We start from the raw sequence: 23,109 nt of genomic DNA on the forward strand, positions 1-23,109 counted from the left end.
GACCTGTCGAGGTCAGGTTACTCTAGGGTTTACACTACGGGGTTACAGTGATGATCGCCCTACGGTATGCACACAGCGACGGCGCACCGTTGTCTTGAACCCGTAAAACAACGTGGATCGTTTCCACTTGTTGGACTGCTGGAGCAGTGAATCCTGTCGTTGGACCATTCTCTGTAATCAGCGGCAGTTCGCCGGAATACGTACCAGCCTCGTCGTATACGAACCACTCGTAAGTAATTGCATTACCGTCCAGATCGTTGGACCCGTGCGCGTTCAACTCGACGGCCCAGCGAGCTAGTGTGTTGTCGCGACTAGTTGTACCACGCCACGTATCGGTCTGGTTGGCACAGTAATACGGCCCAAAGCGAAAACGGTGGTTCGATCTTGGTCGTATGGTCGCCGAATGCATCCGCAGAACTCAGCCGCAATCGGCTCTTGAACTGCGCGTAGCCTTCCTGACCGCGCTCGAGAAGAACACGGTCGAGTGCCCGTTTCAGCGAACTCTCGGCGCTGCCGTGGTCGGTGCCCCAGTTGCTGAACCAAATCGGGCGAGGGGCGTCGCGGTCTACTGCGCTTATGATCAAGTTCACGCCATCCTCGGTGTCTGCATATCCGGCCACGGCCCGAGTTAGCAGTTGCGATGATACCCTCAATATCGAATTCATTGGCGTAGACCAAGAATCGCACTAGCGACTGTTCGTCATCCGGGTCACCACCGGCGTCCGTCTCAATGATCACGCGCAACCGTTGCTCTTCGGCGGCACAAGGTAATGCGATAAGACAAAATAGAACCAGCCAGCGAGTCATAGGATTTCTTTGGTCTCAGTGATAAAGCTTTTGCCTGTCTTCTCTGTGACGATCGAAGCGAACGTGAGCTTCGGCGATCGTTTGGAATCACGACGGAGCGGTCTATTTTACATTGTTTGCGCGTGCGTATGCAAAAATGTAAACTAATGGGTCGGCTGAGATCGTAATCTGCTTTGACAATCCAGTGGTGGGCAATCCATCACGAATTGCCCTCGAATTACGCTCGATCCCTCGAGGATATGTAAGCTAAAAAGTAACACGACGACTGTTATGGATCTAGAATGCCTCCCGCTTGCCGGGTGGATTTTTACGCTTCTCGCTACATTACCACGCAGTCCCAGTCCTCCCCCTTCTCGCTTGGCGGCAAAGCCGCCGAGCAAGGAGGGGGAGGCAGGTGGTGCCACCGAATTAGCGAGAAACATGAAACTCCACTGGACAAGCCAGTGGTATCAAAAGTCGGTCGCTCGCACTGCCAGGGGCATTAGTGGAATGCGCGGTCAGCGGACGGTTTAGTGAGAAACGTAAGCTTCTCCTGGACGAGCCAGGCGCATTCGCGAAAACGTCGAAGGATGTTGAACTATATGGTTGACATTGCTAAAACAGCCGATTGTATCCGTTGAGGGCGGCCACGCGATATGCCTCGGCCATGGTCGGATAGTTAAAGGTTGTGTTGACGAAGTAGTCAAGCGTGTTGTTAGGTGCTGGCTGCTTCATGATCGCTTGTCCAATGTGCACGATCTCGGATGCATTGGCACCGAAGCAATGTACGCCCAAAATTTCCAGCGTCTCGCGGTGAAAAAGGAGCTTGAGCATCCCAATCGCTCGACCCGTGATTTGCGCACGCGCGAGGCTCTTGAATTGCGAATTCCCGACTTCATAAGGAATCTTCGCCTCTGTAAGCTCTCGCTCCGTTTTTCCGATCGAGCTTATTTCAGGAGACGTGTAGATCCCGGCTGGTATGTCAGTCAATCTGACGTTAGCGGAATGGCCTTGGATATGTTGAGCCGCTCCTCTTCCTTGCATGTAAGCGGCACTGGCCAAGGATGGGTGCCCGATCACGTCGCCAACAGCGTAAATGTTGGGGCAAGAGGTTCGAAAATTGTCATCAACCGATATAACACCACGGCTGTTCGCTTGAACTCCGATGGCCTCCAAGTTCAGACCCTCTATGTTGCCGGAACGGCCATTCGCCCAAAGCAATGCGTCCGTCTTGACTTGCTTACCACTCTCGAGCGATAGAATAACTCCGTCGTCTTTTGGTTCGATACTCGCACAAGTCTCGTTGTGCCTAAGAATGACGCCCGAGTCCCGCATCTGGTAGCTCAGAGCATCAATGATTTCATCGTCCAGGAACTCCAATAGTTTGGAGCGAGTATTGACCAAGTTCACCTTTATGCCGAGGTTTCGAAACATGGATGCGTATTCGCAGCCAATAACGCCGGCACCGTAAATCGCGATGGATTGCGGCTTGAACGCCAAATCTAAAATGGTGTCGCTGTCAAAAACTCGCGGGTGGTTAAAGTCGACCCCTGCTGGCCTAAAGGGGCGAGATCCAGTTGCAATGACGACATAATCCCCACGGAGTTTTGTGTCCGCATCGACCTCGACCGTGTGAGGATCGAGGAACCGTGCATGACCATGGAACACGGGAACATTATTGCGTTCGTAAAACGTTTGCCGCATGCTTACTTGCTTGGCAATAATCGAGCGGCTGCTTGAACGAAGCTGTGCGAAAGTCGGATTGAGATGGATGCCCATTTCTCGAACAATCGGGTTGTTCATGGCTTCCATGACACTGTAGATCGAGAACCTCAGAGCCTTGCTAGGGATGGTCCCCCAGTGCGTGCAACCACCACCGATCTTGTCGTAGGCTTCCACAACCGCCACTCGTTTTCCACCCTTGGCGCATTGCATCGCGGCACCCTCGCCTCCAGGCCCGGTTCCGATCACTACTACGTCATATGATTGTTCGGACATCAAGTCTTCCTTTTTCTGATGGTTACGACTTGGGGTTACCAAGGTCGGGATGTAATAACCCCTTCCTCGGGGCTGCTCGCAGTTGCGTATAACCTCTTCGGAATTCGGCCTGCTGTGTAGGCCAACCGTCCGGCAATAGCTGCATGATGCATGGCAGAAGCCATCGCCACTGGATTCCTCGCGTGAGCAATGGCTGTGTTTAACAACACACCATCCGCACCCAGCTCGAATGCAACTGCGACATCGCTTGCGGTCCCTACCCCTGCATCTACGATGACGGGGTAATTCGGATCATCGTTTTTAAGGTATTCCAGAATGATCCGAAGATTGTTGGGATTTAAGATGCCTTGCCCAGACCCAATCGGAGAGCCAGCTGGCATAACGCTAGCCGCGCCCGCATCCTTTAATCGAACCGCCATGATCGGGTCGTCGCTGGTGTAGCACAGAACCTCGAAACCATCAGCAACGAGTTCTCGGCAGGCTTCCAAGGTTGCTAAAGGATCGGGAAGCAATGTCTTGGTATCACCTAAGACCTCGAGCTTTACCCAATTGGCACCAGGGTTTTCTAGCCCCCGCAAAATCTCTCGACCCAAGCGTGCCACTCGAACGGCGTCTTTGGCGGTAAAGCAACCGGCTGTGTTAGGGAGCAAGGTGTAACGTTCCCAATCGATAAAATCGAGGATGTTCTCCCCTTCGCGGGTGTACATCTTCTCTCGGCGGACCGCGACGGTGACACAGTCGCTGCCGCTCGCCACCAAGGAGTCCTTCATCAACACATTGGAGTCGTACTTTCCCGTCCCCACGATGAGACGACTCTTGAGAGTATGGCTCCCGACCCGAAGGCATTGGTCTGACTCGGCCGATGGATTTTGGGGGCTGCCTGAGGTCGCGGGATTATTCATCACCCGCCTCCCACCAGGGTAACAACCTCAATTTTGTCGCCCGATTGAACTTGATGGGTGTCGTAACTCGATTTCGGAACGATCTCCAGGTTGGACTCGACTGCGCAGAATCTGGCCTCGATCTTCGCTTCTCGCAGGAGGTCCGCGATGGTAGTCCCCTCGCGAACGTCCCGCTTGGTACCATTGAACTCAATTTCTAACATGGGTGTCGATGCTCTGTTCTGTCCGCGACTAGTGCTTGGAGATCACCACAAGGAATGCTTTAAATCAATCGGGCTGCATAATGACAAGCCCAATGATCCGTGCTATTCGCAGCCCTTCACAGTATATCGACGCGCCACAAAACGCGTTAGGTCCAACAGGCAGGATAAGTCGCTGACTAACGCGTTATTTCCGTTCTCACTCCAGAACTCGCAAAGCCACAAATCGTTGCTTCGGCGTGACACGACCACGCTACTAGTAGATGCTGCCAGGCAGAACCACATAGCCCCGTCGCCAGATATAGCGAGCTTGGGGAGCGAGTGGGACATTGTAAAAGCCCGAGTTCATTGTGGGTTGGGCAAAATTGTAGCCAATCGCATCGTAATAACGGATAATAGATTCGCTATGCAACCTTCGGTCTCGGGCTTTGTCCGTTCTATACTGCTGTGACGCTGACGGCTCAAATCGAGCCCAGCCGGGCTCGAGTGAACGGGGAGATTGAGTACCACTGGTTAGCGGTTCGTCAGATTGGGCAAAACAGCAAGCGGAGGTCAAAAAAGCAGAAATCGTGACTGCGACACAAAACAGACGCATGAGGATGGACCTTGTATTCAAGTAGACGGACCATCCATGGACATTTCTAGCGATCAGGCGTCGGAACACAATTCTCGACACAACGCGCGGCCGAACTCCATCGACCCAATCATCTGTTGCTATCGGCTCGTTCCATGGAGGCTCCCGACGAAAAAGCCGAGGAGCCTCACAATCGCTACACGTGCTGACCTCAACCACCCTGCTGTGACATCACTGCGACACCATTACTAATGCGATATCGACGTTAGTCGAGGCTGCAAAACTCAAGTCCAAAGGTCTGTGCCACAGCTTCGTTCGTTACCTTGCCAGCATGGACGTTCAACGCTGCTTGAAGCGGCTTGGAAGATGATGCAGCCCATTCGCAACCTCGATCCGCGAGCTGGCACACCCAAGGCAATGTCACATTGCAGAGGGCGTAAGTGCTCGTTCGTCCAACAGCCCCCGGCATGTTGGTAACGCAGTAATGAAGCACATCATCGACCATGTAAGTTGGGTTTTGATGAGTTGTTGGTCGGCTGGTTTCAACACAGCCACCTTGGTCGATGGCAACATCTATGATCACGCTGCCCGGCTTCATCAACTTCAAGTCTTCTCGCTTCACCAGATAAGGGGCCTTGGCACCGGGTATTAGCACCGAACCGACGACCAAGTCGGCCAGCTTGAGCTCCTCACGGATGGTATGCCGATCGCTGAAGAGTACGTTGACGTTGGGAGGCATGACGTCGTCCAGGTATCTAAGTCGATCCAAATTGACGTCTAGAATGGCAACGTCAGCTTGAAAGCCAGCTGCGATTCGAGCGGCATTGGCACCCACAACACCACCACCGAGAATCGTGATATGGGCAGGTGCAACGCCAGGAACTCCGCCTAGCAGAATTCCTCGCCCCATTTGCGGTCGTTCTAGGTACTTCGCTCCTTCTTGGATGCTCATGCGACCGGCTACCTCACTCATGGGCGTGAGCAACGGCAGTCGCCCCTGTGCGTCGCGAAGTGTTTCATACGCAAAGCAGCTAGCCCCCGACTCAAGCATTGCATCGGTCAGCTTTTTATCTGCTGCAAAGTGAAAGTAGGTGAAGAGCATTTGGCCGGGTCGGATCAGACTCCATTCGGAAGGCATCGGCTCCTTTACTTTGACGATCAAATCAGCTTGTCTGAAAACATCTTCACCGCTTGAAACGAGCTCCGCGCCCGCTTGCAAATAAGCATGATCGGCTAGCCCAGAGCCGATACCAGCATTCGCCTGAACGATAACTTTGTGACCTCTCGAGACCAGTTCTTCCACGCCGACCGGGAGCATAGCAACTCGATACTCATCTTCTTTTACTTCTCTTGGAACGCCGATAATCATGAAAACACCTAAACGTGGAAAGTTGCTAACTCAAGCATACAAAGAGGGACAGGCATATTCCCGAATACGCAGCTAGAGTGTAACCGTCGACAATTCCGTCGGCTATGAGTCAGTTTTATAGTTTTTTTAAAACCCGAAGGTGGTTTCGCAGCGGGCGGCCAAAGCCATGCTCTTCCAGCCACCATTGACCGCGATCGTCTGTCCGTTCACGAATTCCGACTTGGGGCTGCACAACCAACAAATCGCGTTGGCAATATCAATAGGATCTCCCCATCGCTGCAGCATCGACTCTCCTGTCGCTCTCGACTCCCAAGCTGGCGAAGCCGCCGCTCCCCACTCGGTTTTGATCCAGCCGGGAGCGACACAATTGACCCGAACCCCTGGGGCTAAGGACATAGCAAAGCTCTTGGAGAAAGCAGCAACAGCTGCTTTGACGGAACAAAACATCTGGCCACTGTCCCCCTCCATGCCGGTTGCGGATTGGTCCCAACCAATATGAATCATGCTTGGCAAGTTCGCTCGCGAGGGTTGCGACAACATTCTCGCAGCGACCGACCGGCTCAGCTGCATCATACCTACAACATCGGTGCGCCAGAGTTGTTCAAGCTTCTCGCTGAACGACAGTGATCTCGCACCTCCCGTTAGCACATCGGCACCAGCAGCATGCACCCAAGCGTCGACGTAACCAAATCTAGCAAACGCAGCTCTGGTCAACTCTCTGAGGGAAGCAGCGATCTGCAAATCAGCCGTGACGGCTAATACCCCAGAGGCACCGGCGGCCAAAACCAGGTCGGCTGTTTGTTGCAAGCCTGTGATATTCCTGTTCCCATGTACGACAACGAAATCTCCACGCCTCGCTAATTCGATGGCAACCGCTCTGCCGATTCCGGAGGAGGAGCCTGTGACGACGGAGACAAACGGAGATGACATCGTTAGTCATCGCCTTCGACAGCAGGCGTTTCGTAATTGAATTCTTGCCACTTAACGGCTTGCTCCATGGGTTCAATGCGAAGAACGAGGGCACCGTTTTGGAAAACGCGAACGGTACCGCTGGATTGACTAACTACGATGGAGATGGCTTTGGTGCGCTGTGAAATCGCCGCCGCCGCCCAGTGACGCGAGCCCAGTCCTTTTGACAATTGCAGATTCTCATGAAGCACCTCGAGAATCTGACGCGAACGCTCCACGATCGCATCGGACGAAACCACAAACGCACCGTCCAATTGTGCGATCTCTTTTATGTCTTCTCTGACGCGGGGATCGTGCAGATTTCGGTTCTTGCGACTGTACCCTTTTAGCGGATCAAAGCCACTGTCTTTACAGTGCTGTAGAACCTTGCGAGTATCTCCCACGATGAACGAGGTTCCAACCTTGTTCCCTTCACGACCTTCGCGTCCAACTTGCACGGCCAAGTCGATCACGAGCTTGAGAGTATTGAGCGGAACCGAGCTTTCTAGTCGTTGCAGGTCACGGCTCGTAAATCGCCGCATTCGCTCATCGAGCCGAATGATTGAGATAGAGTCGACGCGATTCACTTCAAAGCCACAATAGACCGCAATCACATCGCAATGACTCGCTAGCAGCTCGTCCGCAACCGCCTCGATCAGCGCGTGCTGGAGTCGCTCCAGCAGGGGAGAGTCTTCTTTGTTGAGCACCAAGGGGGTCAGGCCGTGCTCCTCGGCCTCCGCCAAATCCTCGGCCCGATCGGCGGCAACGAGAATTCTCTTAATTTCCGGGGGCACCAATTCACGCAATCGCTCCCAATCGGTTCCCGTATCCAGCAAAAACAGGATCGCATCCGCCTTGATCGCTACCGCCAAGTTGCCCGCAGCCTCGGTAACGCTAGCAAATTCTCTTGTAAATTTCTTAAAAGTCATGCGACGAAAGAGGTGTGAGATGCGGTTTGGATGAAAAAAATGGCAAAAAAGAGGGCCGATCGCTCGTAAACGACCACTGACGGTTCCCAGAGGAATAGCTAAGCGGCGAAGAGACTTTTAAACAGTGTAGTTTCCTTGGCTTTTTTGGGCAATTGGTGGGTTCGTCAGTATTTTTGACATTGCGATCATGCAACGGACCGATATACTTCTTGCCCCTCTGAGAGTGCGGAGAGGTAGACTTGTCGACAGGACAAGCCGTCAGACGATAGGGTTCGTTTGAGCCGTAAAGACATCTAGATCATTGCAGTAACTTAATTTTTTGGGGTGTACCATGTCCAAAGCTTGTGAAGTTTGCGGAAAATCGGCTTCGGTTGGCAACCAAGTCGAAACACGCGGAAAAGCAAAGTACTTGGGTGGTGTCGGTACCAAGATCACCGGTATTACAAAGCGACGTTTCACCCCCAACCTTCAGACCATCAAGGCTTCGATGCCTTCAGGCGAGGTAAAAACCCTGCGAGTTTGCGTGCAGTGCATCCGCAGCGGTCGCGTTCGAAAAGCAGTCAAGAACAAGCCTTTCGCGCTGCCTTCTTGATCTGCCCCGAAGCTATTGCTCGACCTCCTAACCTCAGTTCGCTCGCACCGACGAGTGCCCCATGAACCTTAGCGAGAATGACGTTCGGAAAGTCGCACATCTGGCGCGACTTTCGATAATTGAGGAGGAGATTTCCGAGTTTACTCACCAACTGGGTAAGGTGCTGGGGTTGGCAGATCTTCTCGCAGAAGTCCCTACCGATAACGTAGAGCCCCTCGTTCACGCGATCGAGCTTGGTAACGTTCTGCAGCCGGATCTTGTTCAGCCTTCGCTCTCTCGTGGCGAATGCCTCCAAAATTCACCTTCCTCTGATGCGGAATGCTTCCGCGTCCCTGCCGTTCTCGGGTGAAAATGTGTGGGAAATCAGGTCGTATCTCAACACTGACACGCCTGCTCTGTCCAAAATCTGGGCTCAACATCACCAAGCCTGCCTTCTTCCTGCTCCCACAAGCAATCCAGCCCTAGTCCCTTCCGACAAACCCAGCCCATCGCCACCAATCGGCTATCACATTCATAGAGATCCGCTAGCACTCGATCTGCAATCTCGTGGACTGGAATGCAAACCAGCGGTCTGGGACGCGTGCATATTTTCCAAGGCCTATTTTCGAGCCGACGAGCTGCTTTTGGCGGTCTCCGAGACGGGAGAAGCAATCGGCTTTGTTCATTTTGGCATGATTCCGGCCAGGGGCTCTACGGAGCAAACAAGCGTCGGGGCCATCCATAGGTTGTGCGTGAACCCTTCTCCGAGCGAGGATCCCATAGCGGAATCGCTGATTCAGCAAGCGGTCGCTCGGCTAAAAGCTGCGGGGGGCACGGTTTGCCAAGGGCTCGGAGGTGGCGAAGATAGCGTGTTTTATCTCGGCATCGCGGAGGGGGATAACTCCATGGGAGTCCTCGCGCATGACCACCGCTCGCAGAACTGGTTTCATCGAGCGGGATTCGCCCCAACTCAGCCCACGGAATGCTGGGAGTTAGAGCTTGCAAGCTTCAGGCCACCTATGGATCGAATGCAGATCCAGGTAAGGCGCAATTGCACCATCGGCAGAATGCTGGAAGAGGATTACGATGACTGGCTCGAAAGTGCCGTGCTGGGGCATTGCGAGCAAGTTCGATTCCACTTGATGGTAAAGTCCCCTCCGATGCTTGCGGGGATTCTAAAATGCTGGTTCCCTGATCCGGAAGTGGCAGATGTAGATGGTGGCGTAGTAAGGATTAGAATCCCCGAGCTGCCCGATACCGAAACAGAGCGAGAAAGATTTATTTATTTGCTTTCTGAATCGCTAAGGCAATTGCAACAGGATCGGAAACGAGTCGTCAGGGCTGTTGCGTCCGCCCAAAAACAAAAGACCGTCACTGTGCTTCAGAAGTTAGGGTTTCGGTCTATGGTGCACGGCCTGCTCTTTGAAAAGCGTTTAGACTAGTCGCTCGGACATTTGGGCGAGTCGCTGCCAGCACAGATCTTCGCCAGCAACCTCGAGATACGATGCCGCTCGGTCTCGATCGGCAGCGGTCTCTAGCTCAAATCGTAGATTTCTTTCGGAAAGCTCTTCTGGAAGCGGAATCAGCTTGGATTGAAACGCGCTGGGGTTCTGACGAAGAAGCTTTGGTACATCGCATGGTTCGTTCTGAAGATTCATGCTCACCAGCTTATCAATGGCAGCGGCGGAGCACATTTCGCCGACCAAGCCGAGAGACTGCAAGGAAAAATCAGGCCGCTTGGGAGACCAGAACCCGACGAAGTCCACGTCAGGATGTGCCCAACCTCGCGAAATCATTCGGTCAAGCAACGTCGGATCGGTGAATGGACAAAGTGGGCTGGTAAACACAATCCACTCGGCATCGAGTTGCTCGGCCACCTCTCGAGCCCGCAACGTTGGAGTGCCGGCCTCGCTCGGAATCCACTTAGCATCGCACAAACCAGTGCGGCTAATTCGCTCGCGGCATCCCTGGTTCCCGGTAACCGCCACAGTATCAATCAGTGTGGATTCGTTAAGCCGTCGAACACACCACTCCAGCAATGTGAGTCCATCGAGGCGTCTGAGTGAGGCATCGAGTCGAGATTGACCTGCATCTCCCAAGTCAACAGACAGGTCGACTAAAGCAATCGTGTGACGGCCGCGACGAAAGTCTCTGCTACTGCTTCTTTCTTGCTTTGACATGATAATGCTCCATGCGTAGGTGGTTGAGGCACGGTTCGCCGACACATCGCCAAGTTACGTTGTGCGGACATCACGGGCCGACAAGTGATGATTCTTCTTGATGTTCACTCTCGCGCAGATACGCGGCGTCACGTATCAGATGATTGCTTGGGCGGTTGGTAACAACCAAGCTTTAATCTAACGGAAAGCTCCACGCTCAACAACTAGGGGGCAATCGGAAAGCGTAATAACCACAAGCAGCTTTGGCTACCGTTTGATTGCTAGCAAAAGGCTCGCTGTTACTGAATGACAACAGCCCGTTTTGCGAAAACGGGGGTCGGCTGACCGAGGCTTCTGGCCGCTGCCGACAACTCCGCTTTACCGACCTGCTCATGTTTAAGCTGAACGACATAGCTGAAGCTGTCTTGAGTCCTGAAAAATTGAATCGGCGTGAACTCGACGATGCGACCATCTTCGCTCGTGCGGTAGCTCAACGATGGTGCCTTGAGAGAAATAACCTTGGCACCGGAAGGCAAATTCAACTGCAAAGCGACTTTCTGATCAGGTTGCTGCGCGAGATTGGAGACGGTGATTTCGTAAGTTACCACGTCACCACGGCGAAACGACTCGCCGACGGGTTGGATGGTTAGCCCCAAGCGTTGATCGAGCTTGAGCCCGTTGTTATGGGAGACCGGTAACGATAAACGCGAACTTGACCCGTTAGAAGCGTTCGATCCGCCGGGAAGCACGGGCAGAGCGGGCAACCCGGAACCGGGGTTCGATCCGTCGGGAATACCTGGCAAGCTCGGTGGTGCACCTCCTGGAAACATGCCTCTGTCCGGGCTGGGCATCGTGGAACCTCCGCCATTAAGTGGGGGCGACGCCGAGCCGTTGATGATGGCAAAGCGAACATTCTTGGCGTCCACGGCATCACCACTGGACGCATCCATTTCTATAACTGCTTCACCGTTCTCTCTTACCGCTGTAAAGATGGCTTTGAATTCCAATGACTGTTGCGGGACCATATCACGAATCCGCCAGATGATTAATCCTCGATTTGGATCGTATTCGGCTTTTGGATCTAGGTTCTGAACTTGGAAATTAGCATCGTGGGCGAGAGCGAGAACCGGTGTCGGCAAAACGGTCGAACCAGGGTTGGTGACGACGCACCGGAGAGTAACCGTTGATCCAACTCTGAGCTGCCCACTGTCCGGTGTTACGGTCGTTTCGAGGAGAATCTTAGGAGATGCATTTGGGGTGCCTCCAATTGGCCCGCCACCAGCAGATCCTGTGTTGGATAAGCCGCGAATAGAAACAGACTGGCTGGCTAACGTTTGTCCTTGAGTCATCGCGGATGCGCTGATTCGCAAGGTTCCTTCTCGGATCACTCGAAAGGGTACTTCGAATGGTATTCGTTCACTCGGACGTATGGCTGGATAGGTAGTCGTGATTTTGCTTTGACCGTAGCGATCATCTACTAGGCCTGAATCGGCCTCGATTTCGACTCGAACATCGTTAATCGTTTGCGTTCCGTTATTGACCAGCAAACCGTCAAAGATGACTTGTTCGTTGACAGGAATATCGACGATGTTTTGACGAGGTCCGAATTGAATGCCCAACTTTGGTGCTTGGACAATGATCGGAATAGTGCGAGTCGGTATCTGCTGACCGCTGGATGTCCGAACATCGACTTGTATGCGAGCTTGCATCTCAGCGGTTGGCGTCACATTGGCAACGACTTCGAAAACGCTTCTAGGTGCAATAGGGCCGAACTGTCCCCACACAGCGGAACCATCTGTTTCACGAATCGGACGATAGGAATAGTCGACCCTCAGCCCGGGAGGAAACGAAGCGATGACCTCAACATTTTCAGCGGCCAAGTCCCCGGTATTGGAGACGCGAATAACGTACTGGAGACTCTGTCCTGGAGTTGCGATCTCGGGACCAAAGACATCCAACATCAGATTGGGGGCACTCCAGGTCACCGAGGTGGTAGTCCGTGCCAGGGGAACTTCGGGCATGTCACCGATAGCTGGCCGAACGATCTCGACCTCGACCAAGGCGGTTCCGTTGGCTGGAGCCACCACGCTGGTCGCACCGTCGAATGGACCTCGCACCAGCGTTACTCCAGCAATCCCGTTGGAGTCTACCGTCACGTCGGCTTGATCGGAGTATATATAGTTCTGAGGATTATTGCCAACCACGAATCGAGCATACTCAGGATTCAGCGATCGGTAACTGACTGTCCACCCCTCGGCAGCAACGTAGCCGTCACTCTTCATCACCTTGGTCGCCAAGATCGCCGGGGCACCGTTAATTTCGACAACAGGTTGCGGAAAATCCCAACTAGCGTCCACCCAATAAATGGTCGCTGTTTGTCGCCGTTTATCCCAGACATCGCTCGATGGCGCGAGAACGGTTACCTTTGATGTTCCTTCACTCGGGCTGGTTAAGCTAACCCAGGTCTGCCCCTTCCTGAGGGGCAAGTCGTCGGATGGATCAGCCGTCCCTTTGGTAATGACACTGGATTCGCGACTAGTGCGTCCACGCGCGAAATCGACACCTAATTTCTCGACCTTGACGATTTCGCTTTTCTTCCAAAACGAAGGCTTCTGTCCTTTCGCATCATCGCCAACGTCTACAATCTGGCCGACGCTTTCAGGAGATAGCATCCATTCGATTTGCTCGCCAGTCACTAGTAAACCGTCTTTGCCGCACACACCTGCGAGCAAGATGACTTCACCGCCGACCGGAGCAACCAAGCGATTAGGGGTTAGTAACAACTCGCCGCACCGACCTCGCTCGAAATCGGGGGGTGAATTCCCTTTTTTCGTGAAGCAACTCAAACACCCCTGACAGCTCTCACCGTCGATGCATTTGGGAGGCTTTGGCGGATCGCGAAAGGCCGGCGCAGTGCTGGGATAACCGTTCGTGGGTGAGAGTGGATTGATTATAGTCGTCCCTCCAGGTGCAAAGATTCGATTACCGGTAGGATCGATCCTTGGCAGCGTCAGGGTTTGGCATCCCGCGAACAGCAGACCGGCGAAGCCGGCGATCAGCACAATCCAGGTGGGCATAACGCGAAACGAATGCCATGTTGCGTTAAACCTCCCTTTTCGATTGTCGAATCCGATCGTCGTGTTCATTCCATTCGTCCTGTGAACTCGGCCTAGAAGCCTATACGAACGAGAGGCTAGACCTCTCCCGGGGGAACAATACAACACGCTTGCGAGCGACGAGAGAGAATTCCGTAAGCGAATTGGGGTGATATGGTCTTCGCGATACTAGTAGAAGGTATCAGGTAAACCGCAAGGGTTGTGTTGCCTGTGAGCATCGCCTTCGTTTAACCGCACGGTCAACGCCCTGCGCAGACTTCGTTTAACCGCACGGGCAACGCCCTGCGTTAACGTCTCCAGGGGCAGGAGAAGTTTGAATTGAGAAGTGTGAAGTTTGAAAAAATCGTTTAACCGCATGGGCAACGCCCTGCGTTAATGTCTCCAGGGGCAGCCCATAATTAAACTCACAGCGGATAGTTATCTGAACACGCTTTGCCAGACCGAGTTAGAACGCTCACCGCAGGGCGGTGCCCGTGCGGTTAAACGATTGGCATGTCGCCAGCACGACGCTAGGCCGTGCTTTACGCTCACGCAGTTTCTTTGCGCTGTGGAATGCTCTTGAAGTGTCGCACTTGACCGTCGGTGGAATCCACATCGATCGTGTAGACCGTGCCAGCAACTTGGTCAGGCAGTTCGAACATCACATCCAACATGATCTCTTCGACGATTCCTCGTAGCCCGCGAGCCCCAACGCTCTTGGCACGCGCCTTTTCGGCGATCATGCTGAGAGCTGCTTCGGTGAAAACGAGTTCGCAGTCTTCCATTCCAAAGAGTGCTTGGTATTGCTTTACCAAAGCATTCTTGGGCTCGGTGAGGACCTTGATCAAGCCAGGTACATCGAGTGGTGCCAACGCGGTAACGACTGGTAACCGCCCGATCAACTCGGGGATCAAACCGAACTCTAGGATGTCGTCCGACTGCACTTGGGCGAGCAACGAGGCGACATCGCTATCATCGCGGACGCTCGGACCAGATCCGAATCCGAACGACTTGCGGCCCAATCTCTTGCGGATGATTTCATCGACTCCGACGAACGTGCCTCCGCAAATGAAAAGGATGTTGGTGGTGTCGATCTGAATATACTGTTGCTCGGGGTGCTTGCGTCCACCTTGAGGAGGAACGTTCGCAACGGTACCTTCGAGCATCTTGAGCAGGGACTGCTGAACTCCTTCGCCGGAAACGTCTCGGGTGATGGAAACATTTTGGCTCGTCTTGCCGATCTTGTCGATTTCGTCGATGTAGAGAATGCCTCGCTGTGCGGCATCAATGTCGAAATCGGCAGCATGCAGCAACTTCAGGAGCAGGTTCTCGACGTCTTCACCGACGTAGCCGGCTTCGGTCAACGTGGTGGCATCACCGATTGCGAACGGTACGTTGAGCATTTTGGCCAAGCTTCTCGCCAACAACGTTTTCCCGCTGCCGGTAGGACCGACCAGCAAAATGTTGGACTTTTCAATTTCAACGTCGCCCTCACGCTCAAACGTGGAGTTTAGCCGTTTGTAGTGATTGTGAACCGCCACGGCCAGCGATCGCTTGGTAGCGGTTTGGCCGATGACATACTCATCGAGGTGCGTAACGATATCGCGAGGGGTGGGGATATCACTAAACAGCTTTTGCTTTGGCTTTCGCTTGTTTTCTTGATCGAGAATCGATTGGCAAAGCTCGATGCACTCGCCGCAAATGTAGACATCGCCAGGTCCCTCGACGAGTGGACCGACTTCGCGATAGCTCTTGCGGCAGAAAGAACAAAACGCGTTGCGACGATTGCTGCCGCTACCCGTACCACCGACGCTACGACGTCCAGGCACGACATCCTTACCTTGGGCCATTATCGACTCCTTAACTAATCACGCTAACACATTTCGTTAGCGAGATGGGAATTGGGACATAGGATCAATTGTAGCTCGAGCCATCACAAGCGACTGACTGGTGTCATGGGTTTCCTGTGATTTGGGCATCCTTGTCCTCAAAAATTCGAGCCGATATTCTCAAGCAACTTCGAGCAGGTCATCTCCCACTCTGAGGTTGCGTTAGCCTCCCAGGCCAACCAATTGCACTAACTGTTCAAGTTTAACACACGAGACCAACCGAAGCTAAAAAATTCGTATCAATCTTCGCACCGCTTGGCTGAGTCTAACAGCAAGCGAGCTTGGGATTGATCACGAGCATCATTCGCGAACGGTTTTTGGTTCCGTGGTCGAATCGCCAACAAGGGTGTTGGAGTTCACCCCTCCTTTTAGCGACGCACTAATTCTTCGGTATTCCGCTTCGCTGATGTCACCTTCACTACGCATTTCCTCGAAATTCTTTTTGAGTAAGTCGAGGGTTTCGATGTTCTCGATGGATGATCCGCGCAACTTTAACAGCATATAGTACGCCACAATCAAGACGATCAGCAAAATCAGAATTCCCAGAATCGCTTGGACGACCGATTGAGATAGGAAAGCCATTGCACTTTCCAGGAAACTGTTCGTGCTTGTCGTGTTCATCACTGGGAAGAGTTGAGTAGAAGAAGTTCTTCGTTGACCGACATGGCAAGCACACTCAATTCAACCCGAGGGTCCGTCCCCGCTGGTTCGAAATCATAGTACGCGTGTCCAGCAGCCACGGGCTAGATACTATTCCTATTTTTGCCGAGCTTTTTTGTTCCGACCAGTACCTACCCCCGCAAACACTGCGACAATTCTGACGCGAGTTGGCTCGAAGCGGCCGCAATCAACTCTCCGTTCCATACGGAATACTCTCTCTGGCTGATTCCCTCCAAAACACCGCCGGCTTCCGAAAGGATGAGTGCCCCCGCCGCAACATCCCATGGTTTGAGACGATTGGCCCAGTAGCCATCCAGCCTGCCGTTCGCCACATAGCAAAGATTCAAGGCTGCTGAGCCAAGCCGACGGACACTTTGGGCTTGGACGAGAATTTCCACGAATTGCTCAACTTCCTTGGAATCCTTGGTAACTTGGGGAGGAAAACTCGCTGCCACCATGGCTTCGGGAAGCGAGCGGCATCCACTGACTCGGATGGCGTTTCCGTTCAAGGTGGCTCCGCCGCTTCGTTCAGCACAATACAATTCTTCGGCCATCGGATCGTAGACGACCCCGAGCATCAACTGCTTTCCCTTGATTAGGCCAATCGATACAGCGAAGTTGGGAAAGCGATGGACGTAGTTGGTCGTACCGTCGAGTGGATCCACCAGCCAAGTCCACTCGTCGGAGTCGCAGGCGTCCTGCCAATCCCCCGAGCTTTCCTCACCCACGAAAATGTGGTGGGGAAAATGTTTTGTAATGGCCCCTTCAATGATTGACTGGGCTGCCAAATCAGCATCGGTCACCAGGTCTTTGGGGCCTTTTTCCCGGACAGAGGCATGATGCAACATGTCGCGAAGGGTAGCTCCTGCTTCGCGGGCTGCGGAGATGGCGACTTCACGAGCGTCATGTATTAGGGAATCGTTCACGCGTTTTTCAATGGGAATTGAGTTGGGAAAAGGGAGGGCGTTTCTTGTTCTGCCTTACCCTACAAGGTATCGTATTCGCTTCAAGCTGCGTAGATTGACCTGTTTTCCTAGAAATCGAAAGAGGGGATTGTGTCCACCATCAGTAACGAGCGAATGGACGGCGGTTGGAAGAAAGAAGGGAGTGGTGCGACATTCTGTTCTGGTGATTGGCGAGTCAATACGGAGTGCGAGCCAAATCACAATTTGACCGTTTCCCACTCCCACCAAATCCTGACTCGATTGTCAATCTCCCCAAAGTTGGGCAACCACGCCGATTCAGCAAACCAAGCGGCTTCCATCGAGGGATCACTCCCGCTTGGGGAAAGTTACGTGCGGCAGAATGATTTCGTGGCGATCTTCCCCGAGCAACCACCGCTGACGTTTGGTTACCAAGTTTACACCTGCATCAAACCGCCCGCAGGAGATTTGCCCGCAGGAGATATATTGGTGTTGGAGCTTTGGCTCAGCGTCCAGACCTCAACGCTGGAATCCCATCCGCAGTTGCATCTGAAATGGGGAGTTGATGGGGAGGGAACTGAGTCATGTGTGTTGGTGGAAACCGAGTCAGGTATATACCTTTCGGAGGATCGCAAACGAGGTTTGATCATTCATCCTCTCGATGTGGCGGACTGCTCCTTGACAAACAGCCATGGAAATCCGGAGCTTTTAGCCTTTGGCCGCTTTATGGAGAAAGGGGTCATCCGTAGAATGCGGCTCCAACTGATTCATTCCCAGCAAAGCATGGGGGCGGATCAATGGCAACTGCTCGTTGATTCCTTCTCCCGCAGTCCGCTCCCGCTCACCGCCTAATAGTTATTGTTCGATCTTTTTTCCTTCGAGGTTTCCTTTGGCTCGTTCTGTCGCGAATTCTGTGTCGTCTCCATCTTCATCCAAAAAATCCAAGTCCAGCAAAGCAGCCGCAGCCAAACCAGCCAGTGCCACCTCCGCTGTCACCAAGGCAAGAAAAGCCAAGTCGTCGAGCTCTAAGCCAACGGAGACTAAGGCTGCGAAAGCAACGAGCAAGTCGAAAGAGGCTGTAGCAACCAAGGCAGCGGCCCGACCTGCTACCAAGACCTCATCTAAGGCCATCAAGTCCGAGACCGTTCGCTCCTGGTACGACTACCCCGAGCTCTACGAGATGGGGTTTTTGAAGGAGACTCCGCAAGAAGCGGACTTCTTGACCGACGCATTCGAAAAGTACGTTCCGTTTCCGGTCAAGAAAGTATTGGAAGCCGGCTGCGGCTCGGGTCGTTTGATTTGCGAGATGGCCGGTCGAGGCTATTCCATGACCGGGCTCGATCTCAACCCGACCGCACTCAAGTACTGCGAGAAAAAGCTCAAGAAGGCTAAGAACAAGGCCAACTTGGTCGTTGGCGACATGACACAGTTTTCCTTTGACGAGCCGTTTGATGCTGCCGTCAACGCGATCAACACGTTTCGTCACTTGGAGACCGAAGAAGCGGCTCTGGCGCATTTGAATTGCGTCGCGGACCATTTAAAACCGGGCGGGATCTTTGTTTTATCGCTTCACTTATTGCCACGCGGTTCGGATTTGTGGGGGACGGAGCGTTGGAGCGCTAAGTCGGACGATGTATCGGTGCATTATGCGCTGACTGTAGTGGAAACCAGTCTCAAGACGCGGCTCGAGAAGCTTCGAATCTCGATGTTGGTCAAGAAGCCCGAGGAATCATTCCGCTTGGCAGACCACATCACTTTACGAATCTACACGGTGAAGCAGTTAAAAGACCTGCTGGCAAAATGTAATAAGCTCAAGCTCATAGCGGTGCACGATTTCTGGTACGACATCGACAACACGCAAAAGCTGAACGCCGACGCCTGCGATACCGTTCTAATCCTGCAACGCGTGTAGCCAGAACCAGACTAGTTGAGCATCGAATCGGCGATCGCTTGAGGTAATTCTTCACGTACGGGTCTGTGCGGGGGCTGGGAGTAATCCCTGTCCCAACAGTGATCTTCTGGTGGCTGTCCATTTATCTGCAAAGAAATCATGACGAAATCGCTATGATTGCATTGTTAAAGTCGAGTCCTCAGTCTCTCGAGTCTGCTTGGCTATTTTGTCTGTAGACACATGAAACTGTGGCCCGTCAGAAATCGAAACACAGATCAAATCCTTTGCCTTGCAAATCATCCCTCGGCACTCTTCGCTAAGGTGCGTTAGGTGAAGTGTCTTTCCAAGTTGCTGATACTTGGTGGCGATGGAATGAATCGCTTCCATCCCCGAATGGTCGTATACGCGAGTGTAGTAGAAATCGATTACTACGGTATCAGGATCATTCTTGGCATTCTTAAACGCAAAAGCAAGAGACGATACAATCATGCCGATGATAACGGCTGATGCGAGATCGTGCATCACCGCAGTGTAGAGAGTCACAATGACCATGACGAGGAAGTCCGTAAACGCTACCTTACAATACAGCTTTAGTGAAGCCCATTCGAAAGTGCTCAGGATTCGCGTTCGATAAAGCTCGAGTGAACGTAGCACGTGTCTCTTTTTTGTCATGTTTTTTCCCTAAAAACCGTCACTTTCGCCATACTCATGGATCAAAGTTGATAGAAGGCCGATCGTAAGGCGACCACGAAACCGCTTCGAGCCGCAACCAATTCCCTCGCCCATTGTCGAACAGGAATTCCATTTTGAACAACATCATTCGCTGGATGCGAACACTAAAGTACCTCATCCTGATGGTAGCGATTGCGAGTATCGTCTGGTACGTTCGCAGTCAACCCGTATCAGTTGCGATTCACACTGTCACCGCTGGATCGGTAGTTCGCAGTGTGATGGGGACCGGTACGCTAGAAGCCCGCATCCGTACAACTGTCAGTCCAAAGATATCCGGTCGAATCGCTGAGGTCTTGGTCGATCAAGGATCGATCGTAAAGGCCGGCGAGCTCCTTGTTCTGCTCGACGATGAAGATTTGGATCAACAAGTTAGCATGGCCAAGGCGGTTATCGCCACCTCCGAAGCCACACTAGGACGCTTCCGAGCGGAGATAGAACAATCCAAATCGATCTTCGCGAAAGCAGACGCAGATCTCGGACGCACTCAAAAGCTGATCGAAACGAACTCCATTAGCCAGTCGGAATTCGATCAAGCTCAAGAGGCTTACGAGATTGCAAGGTCGGGGCTAATGAAGGCTGAAGCGAATTTGTTTGAAGCCGAACAGCAAGTAGCACTAAGTCGAGCAACGCTAAAGTTTCAAGAAGCCCGCCTGGCTGATTCCAGGCTGCTCGCCCCCTTCGATGGGATGATCATCAAAAGAGAACGTGACGCAGGAGCAATCGTTGTTCCTGGGTCACCGATATTGCAACTGATCTCGCTCGACGAACTTTGGATCTCGGCTTGGGTTGACGAAACGGAAATGGACCAGCTCCAAGCTGAGCAGCCAGCAACGATCGTCTTTCGTTCCCAACCGGGGGCACCTTTCGAAGGTGTTGTCGCACGTCTGGGAAAGCAATCCGATCGTGAGACTCGCGAATTTACGGTCGATGTTCGCGCACTTAGATTGCCGGAAACCTGGGCCATCGGTCAACGCGCAGAGGTCTACATCGAGACATCGCGTGTCGACGAAGTCGTATGGATCCCATCGAACTACCTATCGAAACAGGGAGCAGACGTTGGAGTGTTTACCCTAGACAATGGGGTTGCGAGGTGGAGATCGCTAAAGCTAGGCCTCGACGGGCGCGATTCAACCGAAGTCCGGGAAGGCCTTTCCACTGGTGAAGTAGTCATCAAGCCTGCTCAGCCTAGCGCGAAACTTAGCGATGGTATAAAGGTTCTGGCACAATGAACCTTGCGTTCAAAGATATAAGAAAAAATCTGGGTCGATTTATAATGACGACCATAGGCATCGGTATGCTATTGATGATCGTCATGGGAATGGCTGGGATTTATCGAGGACTGCTCGAGGATGCTACCTACTTGATTCATAAAATCGGGGCCGACTTGTGGATCGTCCAGCACGATACGCGAGGTCCTTTCGCGGAGCTTTCGCGTGTCCCTACTAGTCTGGTGTATCGCGCTAAAGTAGTTCCGGGTGTCGCCTCGGCTCGCGAGTTTGTTTTTCATACCATTCAGCGCGAGCATCGCGGCGCATTGTTACGAATGTCAATCCTCGGCCTGAGTTGGCCTGAGGACAAGGGAGACTGGTTACAACTGGTCGCAGGACGTTCACTCCGTGAAAACCATTTTGAGATCGTTGCAGATAAGTCGCTCGGATTAGAACTCGGTGAGAAGCTTCGACTTGGAAAAGATGAATACACGGTCGTTGGAATCACATCGGGCATGGTCAGCACTGGCGGTGATGGAATGGCCTTCACGACCTTGCTCGACTCTCAAGCCATCCAGTTCGACTCACCCTCGGAAGCGATTCGATTAGAACGGGCGGCTCGCGACAATCGAGGCCAGGTCAGCGAAGTCTTTCTGCAGCAACCACAATTAACGGAACAGCTTGCGTTACCAGCAGCCCAAATACCGGCGATTGCAGCACCGTCCCTAAGTGCAGTCCTGGTGTCTATTGAACCAGGTGCGGATCTGAATAAGATTCAATCGCTCATCGAAAGTTGGCAGGATGTTTCGGTTTACACGACCTCTGGCCAAGAAGACTTGCTCGTGCAAGGTATCGTGGACAAAGCTCGCAAGCAGCTCTTTATGTTCCGTGTTTTGCTCACCATCATCGCAGCCATCATCATGGCGCTGATCATCTACACGCTTACACTGGATAAGATCTATGCTATTGCATTGTTGAAGCTAATCGGAGCGCCCAATCGTGTCATCCTGGGTATGATCTTGCAGCAAGCCCTCCTGCTCGGCGGTCTTGGGTATCTAGTAGCCTATACCGTTGGTATCCAGTTGTTTCCCAAATTTCCTCGAAGAGTTGTACTGACTAACGAAGACCTTATTCAATTAGCGATTGTGGTATTCGCAATCTCGATACTATCGAGCTTGATGGGAATCTGGAAAGCGTTGAAAGTCGAACCCAACGAAGTGTTGATGAGCTAATCAGAACGGGGATGTTCTGTCCGCTTGAAAGGTAATACAGAGGGCAACCTCGGGAATCAAGTAAACAACAATGCATAAAGCTACAGACGAATCGCTAGGATCTAGCGTTATAGCATCTTCGAAACTTGCCATCGAGACTCGCGGTCTTCGCAAAGTCTATGGTGAAGGAAATACAGAAGTCGTAGCGATGCAGGACGCATCAGTTTCGGTTCGCGAAGGAGAAGTCGTAGCGTTGTTAGGTCCGAGCGGCTCGGGGAAGTCGACGTTTCTTACGGCTATCGGACTTATCAATCCGCCAACGAGTGGCCAAATCTGGATTGGCGGCGAATTGGTCATGGATGGACCGGAAGCACAAACCGATGTCCGTGCATTCCGAAGAAAGCATATTGGATTCGTGTTCCAGAAGTCCAACTTGATCGACTTTCTGAATGCTCGCGAGAACGTACAGATAGCAATGGAGCTTAATGGATTGTCGCATCGAGCGGCTGGTAAACGTGCACTGGAGTTGCTTGACTCACTGGGAGTTGGTGATCGAGCAAATCACGAAGTTTCGATGCTATCGGGTGGTCAACAGCAACGTGTGGCTGTGGCACGGGCACTGGCCAATCATCCCAGCGTCTTGCTCGCCGATGAGCCCACGGCAGCCCTCGACAGTTTTCGCGGCCGCCAGGTTATGGAACTGTTCCGCGACGTCGCTAGACAACACGGAGCAGGAGTTATCGTCGTCACTCATGATCATCGGACCCTCGATGTATTCGACACCATTTACGAAATGGAAGACGGAGTCATTCGAGTGGCTACTAAACCATAACACGCGGATAACTGCGAGGTGTGGAATTTCTGTCGTTTGAGAATCTTAGCTACTGCCGCGTCGATCCTGCTGCAGCCAAACACAAGAGAACTGGCGAACTTTGTACCTTAGAATGGATCCTCCTAGAGGAGGAGCTCCTCGCCCAAATTTCTAAGCTCGGCGAGACTCGCTTCCAGTAGCAACGATTTTGATTTCCTGATAGTTGACAGGCATGTTTCCTAATGCGACACTC

Annotated in this window: 24 protein-coding genes and 1 pseudogene; 8 read left to right on the plus strand and 17 right to left on the minus strand. The window is 52.8% G+C overall.

What is annotated here, in order from left to right; all coding sequences use genetic code 11:
- Positions 1-34: 34 nt before the first annotated feature.
- The 10 genes and pseudogenes from SH449x_RS15265 to SH449x_RS15310 form a co-directional block, all read right to left on the minus strand.
- Positions 35-409, minus strand: a complete 375-nt coding sequence (locus SH449x_RS15265) for a hypothetical protein (protein ID WP_482376936.1) — start codon at positions 407-409, stop codon at positions 35-37.
- Complete coding sequence (locus SH449x_RS15270) at positions 312-665, minus strand: nucleoside hydrolase-like domain-containing protein (protein WP_482376937.1); 354 nt, start codon at positions 663-665, stop codon at positions 312-314. The genes SH449x_RS15265 and SH449x_RS15270 overlap by 98 nt, the downstream gene beginning before the upstream one ends.
- 13 nt (positions 666-678) lie before the next feature.
- Positions 679-807, minus strand: a pseudogene (locus SH449x_RS15275) (hypothetical protein); the annotation flags it as partial.
- Between the two features lie 594 nt (positions 808-1,401).
- Positions 1,402-2,784 carry a Si-specific NAD(P)(+) transhydrogenase gene (gene sthA / locus SH449x_RS15280; RefSeq protein WP_482376938.1) on the minus strand — a complete coding sequence of 461 codons (1,383 nt, stop codon included), beginning with the start codon at positions 2,782-2,784 and terminating at the stop codon, positions 1,402-1,404.
- Positions 2,785-2,819: 35 nt separating this feature from the next.
- Positions 2,820-3,686, minus strand: coding sequence for a thiazole synthase (locus SH449x_RS15285; RefSeq protein WP_482376939.1), 867 nt, complete (start codon positions 3,684-3,686; stop codon positions 2,820-2,822).
- Positions 3,686-3,889, minus strand: coding sequence for a sulfur carrier protein ThiS (gene thiS, locus SH449x_RS15290; protein WP_482376940.1), 204 nt, complete (start codon positions 3,887-3,889; stop codon positions 3,686-3,688). The genes SH449x_RS15285 and thiS overlap by 1 nt, the downstream gene beginning before the upstream one ends.
- A 253-nt stretch (positions 3,890-4,142) precedes the next feature.
- Positions 4,143-4,481 carry a hypothetical protein gene (locus SH449x_RS15295; RefSeq protein ID WP_482376941.1) on the minus strand — a complete coding sequence of 113 codons (339 nt, stop codon included), beginning with the start codon at positions 4,479-4,481 and terminating at the stop codon, positions 4,143-4,145.
- Between the two features lie 244 nt (positions 4,482-4,725).
- Positions 4,726-5,829, minus strand: coding sequence for an alanine dehydrogenase (gene ald / locus SH449x_RS15300; protein ID WP_482376942.1), 1,104 nt, complete (start codon positions 5,827-5,829; stop codon positions 4,726-4,728).
- A 126-nt stretch (positions 5,830-5,955) separates the two neighbouring features.
- Positions 5,956-6,759, minus strand: coding sequence for an SDR family NAD(P)-dependent oxidoreductase (locus SH449x_RS15305; protein ID WP_482376943.1), 804 nt, complete (start codon positions 6,757-6,759; stop codon positions 5,956-5,958).
- A gap of 2 nt (positions 6,760-6,761) precedes the next feature.
- Complete coding sequence (locus SH449x_RS15310) at positions 6,762-7,706, minus strand: DNA integrity scanning protein DisA nucleotide-binding domain protein (protein WP_482376944.1); 945 nt, start codon at positions 7,704-7,706, stop codon at positions 6,762-6,764.
- Positions 7,707-8,037: 331 nt separating this feature from the next.
- Between SH449x_RS15310 and rpmB the strand changes: the two genes are divergently transcribed.
- From rpmB to SH449x_RS15325, 3 genes are all read left to right on the plus strand, one after another.
- Positions 8,038-8,298: a 50S ribosomal protein L28 gene (gene rpmB / locus SH449x_RS15315; RefSeq protein WP_482376945.1), complete on the plus strand. Its 261-nt coding sequence runs from the start codon at positions 8,038-8,040 to the stop codon at positions 8,296-8,298.
- A 61-nt stretch (positions 8,299-8,359) separates the two neighbouring features.
- Positions 8,360-8,647 carry an Asp-tRNA(Asn)/Glu-tRNA(Gln) amidotransferase subunit GatC gene (gene gatC, locus SH449x_RS15320; protein ID WP_482376946.1) on the plus strand — a complete coding sequence of 96 codons (288 nt, stop codon included), beginning with the start codon at positions 8,360-8,362 and terminating at the stop codon, positions 8,645-8,647.
- Positions 8,610-9,719 carry a hypothetical protein gene (locus SH449x_RS15325; RefSeq protein WP_482376947.1) on the plus strand — a complete coding sequence of 370 codons (1,110 nt, stop codon included), beginning with the start codon at positions 8,610-8,612 and terminating at the stop codon, positions 9,717-9,719. The genes gatC and SH449x_RS15325 overlap by 38 nt, the downstream gene beginning before the upstream one ends.
- Here SH449x_RS15325 and SH449x_RS15330 read toward each other — a convergent pair.
- From SH449x_RS15330 to SH449x_RS15350, 5 genes are all read right to left on the minus strand, one after another.
- Positions 9,711-10,457 carry a hypothetical protein gene (locus SH449x_RS15330; protein ID WP_482376948.1) on the minus strand — a complete coding sequence of 249 codons (747 nt, stop codon included), beginning with the start codon at positions 10,455-10,457 and terminating at the stop codon, positions 9,711-9,713. The two genes, SH449x_RS15325 and SH449x_RS15330, sit on opposite strands and share 9 nt — an antisense overlap.
- A gap of 278 nt (positions 10,458-10,735) precedes the next feature.
- The gene (locus SH449x_RS15335; protein ID WP_482376949.1) at positions 10,736-13,582 is read right to left on the minus strand and encodes a hypothetical protein; all 2,847 of its coding nucleotides are present in this window, start codon (positions 13,580-13,582) and stop codon (positions 10,736-10,738) included.
- Positions 13,583-14,079: 497 nt separating this feature from the next.
- Entirely contained in the window at positions 14,080-15,381 is a 1,302-nt protein-coding gene (gene clpX / locus SH449x_RS15340) for an ATP-dependent Clp protease ATP-binding subunit ClpX (protein ID WP_482376950.1), read from the minus strand.
- Positions 15,382-15,720: 339 nt separating this feature from the next.
- Positions 15,721-16,002 carry a hypothetical protein gene (locus SH449x_RS15345; RefSeq protein ID WP_482376951.1) on the minus strand — a complete coding sequence of 94 codons (282 nt, stop codon included), beginning with the start codon at positions 16,000-16,002 and terminating at the stop codon, positions 15,721-15,723.
- Between the two features lie 209 nt (positions 16,003-16,211).
- On the minus strand, positions 16,212-17,006 hold the full coding sequence (locus SH449x_RS15350; protein ID WP_482376952.1) for an inositol monophosphatase family protein: 795 nt from the start codon (positions 17,004-17,006) through the stop codon (positions 16,212-16,214).
- A gap of 129 nt (positions 17,007-17,135) precedes the next feature.
- On the opposite strand from SH449x_RS15350, the gene SH449x_RS15355 reads away from it, so the two are divergent.
- On the plus strand, positions 17,136-17,855 hold the full coding sequence (locus SH449x_RS15355; RefSeq protein WP_482376953.1) for a hypothetical protein: 720 nt from the start codon (positions 17,136-17,138) through the stop codon (positions 17,853-17,855).
- A gap of 3 nt (positions 17,856-17,858) precedes the next feature.
- Here the strand turns inward: SH449x_RS15355 and SH449x_RS15360 are convergent, their stop codons facing one another.
- Positions 17,859-18,134 (minus strand): hypothetical protein, encoded by a 276-nt coding sequence (locus SH449x_RS15360; protein WP_482376954.1) that lies wholly within the window; start codon positions 18,132-18,134, stop codon positions 17,859-17,861.
- Positions 18,135-18,183: 49 nt separating this feature from the next.
- Between SH449x_RS15360 and SH449x_RS15365 the strand changes: the two genes are divergently transcribed.
- Positions 18,184-18,915, plus strand: a complete 732-nt coding sequence (locus tag SH449x_RS15365) for a class I SAM-dependent methyltransferase (protein WP_482376955.1) — start codon at positions 18,184-18,186, stop codon at positions 18,913-18,915.
- Between the two features lie 150 nt (positions 18,916-19,065).
- Here SH449x_RS15365 and SH449x_RS15370 read toward each other — a convergent pair whose 3' ends face one another.
- Positions 19,066-19,566, minus strand: coding sequence for a hypothetical protein (locus tag SH449x_RS15370; RefSeq protein ID WP_482376956.1), 501 nt, complete (start codon positions 19,564-19,566; stop codon positions 19,066-19,068).
- 134 nt (positions 19,567-19,700) lie between these two features.
- Here SH449x_RS15370 and SH449x_RS15375 point away from each other — a divergent pair, with 134 nt between their 5' ends.
- The 3 genes from SH449x_RS15375 to SH449x_RS15385 all read left to right on the plus strand — a co-directional run bounded on the left by SH449x_RS15375 (position 19,701) and on the right by SH449x_RS15385 (position 22,877).
- Complete coding sequence (locus tag SH449x_RS15375; RefSeq protein ID WP_482376957.1) at positions 19,701-20,855, plus strand: efflux RND transporter periplasmic adaptor subunit; 1,155 nt, start codon at positions 19,701-19,703, stop codon at positions 20,853-20,855.
- 44 nt (positions 20,856-20,899) lie between these two features.
- Positions 20,900-22,066 carry an ABC transporter permease gene (locus tag SH449x_RS15380; RefSeq protein ID WP_482376958.1) on the plus strand — a complete coding sequence of 389 codons (1,167 nt, stop codon included), beginning with the start codon at positions 20,900-20,902 and terminating at the stop codon, positions 22,064-22,066.
- 70 nt (positions 22,067-22,136) lie between these two features.
- Entirely contained in the window at positions 22,137-22,877 is a 741-nt protein-coding gene (locus SH449x_RS15385) for an ABC transporter ATP-binding protein (RefSeq protein WP_482376959.1), read from the plus strand.
- Positions 22,878-23,109: the final 232 nt, after the last annotated feature.

Origin of the sequence: Brakhagea baltica (assembly GCF_052161605.1) — a bacterium.
In the GTDB taxonomy this organism is placed as follows: domain Bacteria; phylum Planctomycetota; class Planctomycetia; order Pirellulales; family Pirellulaceae; genus JBKCUI01.

Coding starts and splice junctions, on each gene's coding strand:
- ald (WP_482376942.1), bottom strand. CDS start 5,829: ATGATTATCGGCGTTCCAAGAGAAGTAAAAGAAGATGAGTATCGAGTT.
- SH449x_RS15270 (WP_482376937.1), bottom strand. CDS start 665: ATGAATTCGATATTGAGGGTATCATCGCAACTGCTAACTCGGGCCGTG.
- SH449x_RS15265 (WP_482376936.1), bottom strand. CDS start 409: ATGCATTCGGCGACCATACGACCAAGATCGAACCACCGTTTTCGCTTT.
- gatC (WP_482376946.1), top strand. CDS start 8,360: ATGAACCTTAGCGAGAATGACGTTCGGAAAGTCGCACATCTGGCGCGA.
- sthA (WP_482376938.1), bottom strand. CDS start 2,784: ATGTCCGAACAATCATATGACGTAGTAGTGATCGGAACCGGGCCTGGA.
- SH449x_RS15385 (WP_482376959.1), top strand. CDS start 22,137: ATGCATAAAGCTACAGACGAATCGCTAGGATCTAGCGTTATAGCATCT.
- SH449x_RS15330 (WP_482376948.1), bottom strand. CDS start 10,457: ATGTCAAAGCAAGAAAGAAGCAGTAGCAGAGACTTTCGTCGCGGCCGT.
- rpmB (WP_482376945.1), top strand. CDS start 8,038: ATGTCCAAAGCTTGTGAAGTTTGCGGAAAATCGGCTTCGGTTGGCAAC.
- SH449x_RS15310 (WP_482376944.1), bottom strand. CDS start 7,706: ATGACTTTTAAGAAATTTACAAGAGAATTTGCTAGCGTTACCGAGGCT.
- SH449x_RS15345 (WP_482376951.1), bottom strand. CDS start 16,002: ATGGCTTTCCTATCTCAATCGGTCGTCCAAGCGATTCTGGGAATTCTG.
- SH449x_RS15325 (WP_482376947.1), top strand. CDS start 8,610: ATGCGGAATGCTTCCGCGTCCCTGCCGTTCTCGGGTGAAAATGTGTGG.
- clpX (WP_482376950.1), bottom strand. CDS start 15,381: ATGGCCCAAGGTAAGGATGTCGTGCCTGGACGTCGTAGCGTCGGTGGT.
- SH449x_RS15305 (WP_482376943.1), bottom strand. CDS start 6,759: ATGTCATCTCCGTTTGTCTCCGTCGTCACAGGCTCCTCCTCCGGAATC.
- SH449x_RS15335 (WP_482376949.1), bottom strand. CDS start 13,582: ATGAACACGACGATCGGATTCGACAATCGAAAAGGGAGGTTTAACGCA.
- thiS (WP_482376940.1), bottom strand. CDS start 3,889: ATGTTAGAAATTGAGTTCAATGGTACCAAGCGGGACGTTCGCGAGGGG.
- SH449x_RS15285 (WP_482376939.1), bottom strand. CDS start 3,686: ATGAATAATCCCGCGACCTCAGGCAGCCCCCAAAATCCATCGGCCGAG.
- SH449x_RS15380 (WP_482376958.1), top strand. CDS start 20,900: ATGACGACCATAGGCATCGGTATGCTATTGATGATCGTCATGGGAATG.
- SH449x_RS15360 (WP_482376954.1), bottom strand. CDS start 18,134: ATGGCCTTAGATGAGGTCTTGGTAGCAGGTCGGGCCGCTGCCTTGGTT.
- SH449x_RS15370 (WP_482376956.1), bottom strand. CDS start 19,566: ATGACAAAAAAGAGACACGTGCTACGTTCACTCGAGCTTTATCGAACG.
- SH449x_RS15295 (WP_482376941.1), bottom strand. CDS start 4,481: ATGCGTCTGTTTTGTGTCGCAGTCACGATTTCTGCTTTTTTGACCTCC.
- SH449x_RS15365 (WP_482376955.1), top strand. CDS start 18,184: ATGGGGTTTTTGAAGGAGACTCCGCAAGAAGCGGACTTCTTGACCGAC.